The sequence below is a fragment of the Frankia sp. CoWAU3 genome (assembly GCF_977971855.1).
In genome coordinates, this window is record NZ_CDWWXB010000003.1 from 1 (window position 1) to 2,724 (window position 2,724).

Genomic DNA, 2,724 nt, shown 5'->3' on the forward strand with positions numbered 1-2,724 from the left:
CAAAGATCCAGGTCAGACCGTCCTGAACCAGCCACCGGCCAGCTCAACGGACTCCAAAGATCAACTTATCTAGGAAACTCCCGCTAGTCAACCTCGGCGCATTGGCCGGTGGCCTCGCCACGCTGTTCGGGTGACCTTCGCGTTCGGGTGACCTCCGCGCGGAACCTGGAACTGTCGGACTCGGGTGCCACACTGGCGCCATGTGCGGTCGGTACACCCAGAAGCTGAAGACCGACGACCTCGCCGCGGCGATGTCCGCTCGCGACGAGACTGCCGGCGGGGTGACGGAGAACTACAACGTGGCGCCCACCTCGGCGATGCCGATCGTCATCGCCGAGCCGCGTGAGCTCCCGGACGGCGCTCTTCGGGGTGAGGCGCGCCTCACCCCGGCCGGCCGGCACCCGGCCGGGAAGCCGCCGGCTGCCGCCCGGACCGAGCGGGTCCTTCGCCTCGCGACCTGGGGGTTGGTGCCGTCCTGGGCCAAGGAGCGGACGATCGGGGCAAAGATGATCAATGCGTGGTCGGAGACGGCGGCGACCAAGCCGGCGTTCCGATCGGCCTTCGCCGCACGGCGCTGCCTCGTCCCGGCGACCGGTTTCTACGAGTGGTTTCATCCGGGTGGTGGCTCGCGGCGGGGGCAACCCTTCTACATCCGTCCCGCGGGCCATCCCGCGACCGGCGGGATCTTCGCGTTCGCGGGTCTCTACGAGGTCCGGCGCCGGGGTGAGGCCCCGCTGGTGACCTTCACGATCCTCACGACCGGGGCCGCCGCGGGGCTGGAGTTCCTGCACGACCGCTCGCCGGTGATCCTGCCCGAGGCTGCCTGGGATCGCTGGATGGATCCCTCGGTCCGCGATCCCGCCGCGTTCGCCTCGCTGCTGCGGCCGGCTCCGGCCGGGGTGGTCGCGGCGCATCCGGTCGCGGCCGAGGTGGGCAGTGTCCGGAACAAGGGTCGTCATCTCATCGATCCCGTCGAGATCGATCCGGTGGTCGCCGCGGCCGTCGCGCAGGCGGGCGGGCGGACGGCTCTCGCAGTGGACCCGGAGCGGTCCGGTGGTTCCGTCGGCGGTGGTACCGGTCCGTCCGCGCGGGCGGGCGGCACCGTCGATCTGTCGTCGTTCGGCATCGACCCGGTCCATGACCCGGTCGATACCCCCGTCAATGCCCCGGGCAAAGGCACCGCCGCGGGGCCGGGAGGCGGGTGACTCGGCGGGCGCGCTCGGCAATCGCGGGTTAATCCGCCGGAAATCCGGAGAACGGATGGTCGCCGGAGGTCAGGAGTGACCGTGCGGGCGAAGCGCGAGCCCGAGCGCGATCTCGGTGACACCGGTGACGATCAGTTGGATCCCGAAGATCACCGCTAGTACCATGATCGTCTTTCCCGGCCAGGTCAGCGCCAGCACGCCGAGGACGACACTGAGCGCGGCCAGGGCGAGCGGACCGGCGATGCCGCGGCCGGTCCCGCGCGAGGATCTGCTCGCCCAGGTCACCAGGGCCCGGACGACCCCGGTGATGATCAGTATCGCGCCGACGAGCAGCGCGACGACTCGGAGGGTGACTCCCGGCCACAGCAGCACGATGACGCCGCCGAGCGCAAGCATGATCCCGAACAGGGCGGTCCCCGCAGTGTTCTCCGACCGGACCGCGGCGATCGTCTCGCTGATACCGGAGAGCACGAGTGCCACCCCGGCGAGGACCGCCAGCGTGCGGGCTGTCGCGAAGGGGTTCGTGATCAGCAGAAGTCCCAGCACGGTGACCGCCGCACCGAGCAGGAGCAACGCCGGCCACAGCGCGCTGGGGGCTTGCTGACGTCGGTGCTGCCGGTAGATCGTGGCCATCGAGGCACCTCCCCGGGTCGGGGCTCCGCCCGGATACGCGCGGGCCGCTCTCGCCAGAAGGTCTCTACCCGGTTCCGGTGAGTCGCTACCGCGACTCACTCTCCCGGCCGACCGCCACGCCGTGATCAGCTGTCGGAGATGCTGATCGCCTCGGTCGGGCAGGAGTCAACAGCCTCTTGGATGTCGTCCCACCTGGCGTCGTCGGGTTCCTCGTCGAGGAGGTAGAGGAAGCCGTCGTCGCGGATCTCGAACACGTTCGGGACGAGACGGACACAGGTTCCGCTGCTCGCGCAGCGGTCGTAGTCGACAGTCACGCGCATCGGCGCACCTCCCAGTGGTGCTCCCACAAATCAGTGTCGAGCGGACCTTACCGCCGAGCCCGTGGCTGCGACAGAACCGGGACCCCGGCAGGCCACTGGGCGGGGGCTGTGGACGACGGGCGGCTGTCCACAGGACGGCGGCGAGCGGAGCGGGAGCCGCCGTGATCGATCTACGGTCCAGCCATGGTCGAATCCACCCCTGGTCCCGGGTACCCGCTGTCGGCCCCGTCGCCGCGCTTTCCCGTCCACGCATTTCCGCCTGAAACGTCCGTTTCGTCGCGATGGCCATCGCTGGACCTGCTGCCGTCGGACGACGCCACCGTGCCGTTGCGTCCGCCGGACCCCCCAGTAGACGGCTCAGCTGGTGGATCCCGCCGCGTTCGTGACGCCACGTTCACCGAGGACGAGCAGGAGATCGGTGGCGACGAGTCCGACCTGTTCGGGATTCGCGAGGGCGTGTTCCTTGATGAGGACCGGGCCGCCGGCGGATGGGCCGCGGACGAGCTCGCGGCGGACGGGGCCGATCTTGGCCGGCCGGTCGTCGGCCGAACGGATCGGCGCCGTCC

At 70.3% G+C, this 2,724-nt stretch carries 4 protein-coding genes; 1 reads left to right on the forward strand and 3 read right to left on the reverse strand.

What is annotated here, in order from left to right; all coding sequences use genetic code 11:
• Nucleotides 1-200 precede the first annotated feature (200 nt).
• A complete protein-coding gene (locus AC08ON_RS00735) occupies nt 201-1,205 on the forward strand; it encodes an SOS response-associated peptidase (protein ID WP_476606140.1) in 1,005 nt (334 codons plus the stop codon).
• Between the two features lie 69 nt (nt 1,206-1,274).
• On the opposite strand, the gene AC08ON_RS00740 is transcribed toward AC08ON_RS00735, so the two are convergent.
• The 3 genes from AC08ON_RS00740 to AC08ON_RS00750 all read right to left on the reverse strand — a co-directional run.
• Nucleotides 1,275-1,838 (reverse strand): HdeD family acid-resistance protein, encoded by a 564-nt coding sequence (locus AC08ON_RS00740; RefSeq protein WP_476606139.1) that lies wholly within the window; start codon nt 1,836-1,838, stop codon nt 1,275-1,277.
• A 125-nt stretch (nt 1,839-1,963) separates the two neighbouring features.
• Nucleotides 1,964-2,158 (reverse strand): ferredoxin, encoded by a 195-nt coding sequence (locus AC08ON_RS00745; protein ID WP_011435700.1) that lies wholly within the window; start codon nt 2,156-2,158, stop codon nt 1,964-1,966.
• A 357-nt stretch (nt 2,159-2,515) separates the two neighbouring features.
• Nucleotides 2,516-2,724 (reverse strand): hypothetical protein (locus AC08ON_RS00750; protein ID WP_476616282.1); only part of this gene is annotated, 209 nt, incomplete at its 5' end.

Excerpts from the sequence above, each read along its gene's own strand:
- AC08ON_RS00735 (WP_476606140.1), top strand. The coding sequence starts at position 201 with ATGTGCGGTCGGTACACCCAGAAGCTGAAGACCGACGACCTCGCCGCG.
- AC08ON_RS00740 (WP_476606139.1), bottom strand. The coding sequence starts at position 1,838 with ATGGCCACGATCTACCGGCAGCACCGACGTCAGCAAGCCCCCAGCGCG.
- AC08ON_RS00745 (WP_011435700.1), bottom strand. The coding sequence starts at position 2,158 with ATGCGCGTGACTGTCGACTACGACCGCTGCGCGAGCAGCGGAACCTGT.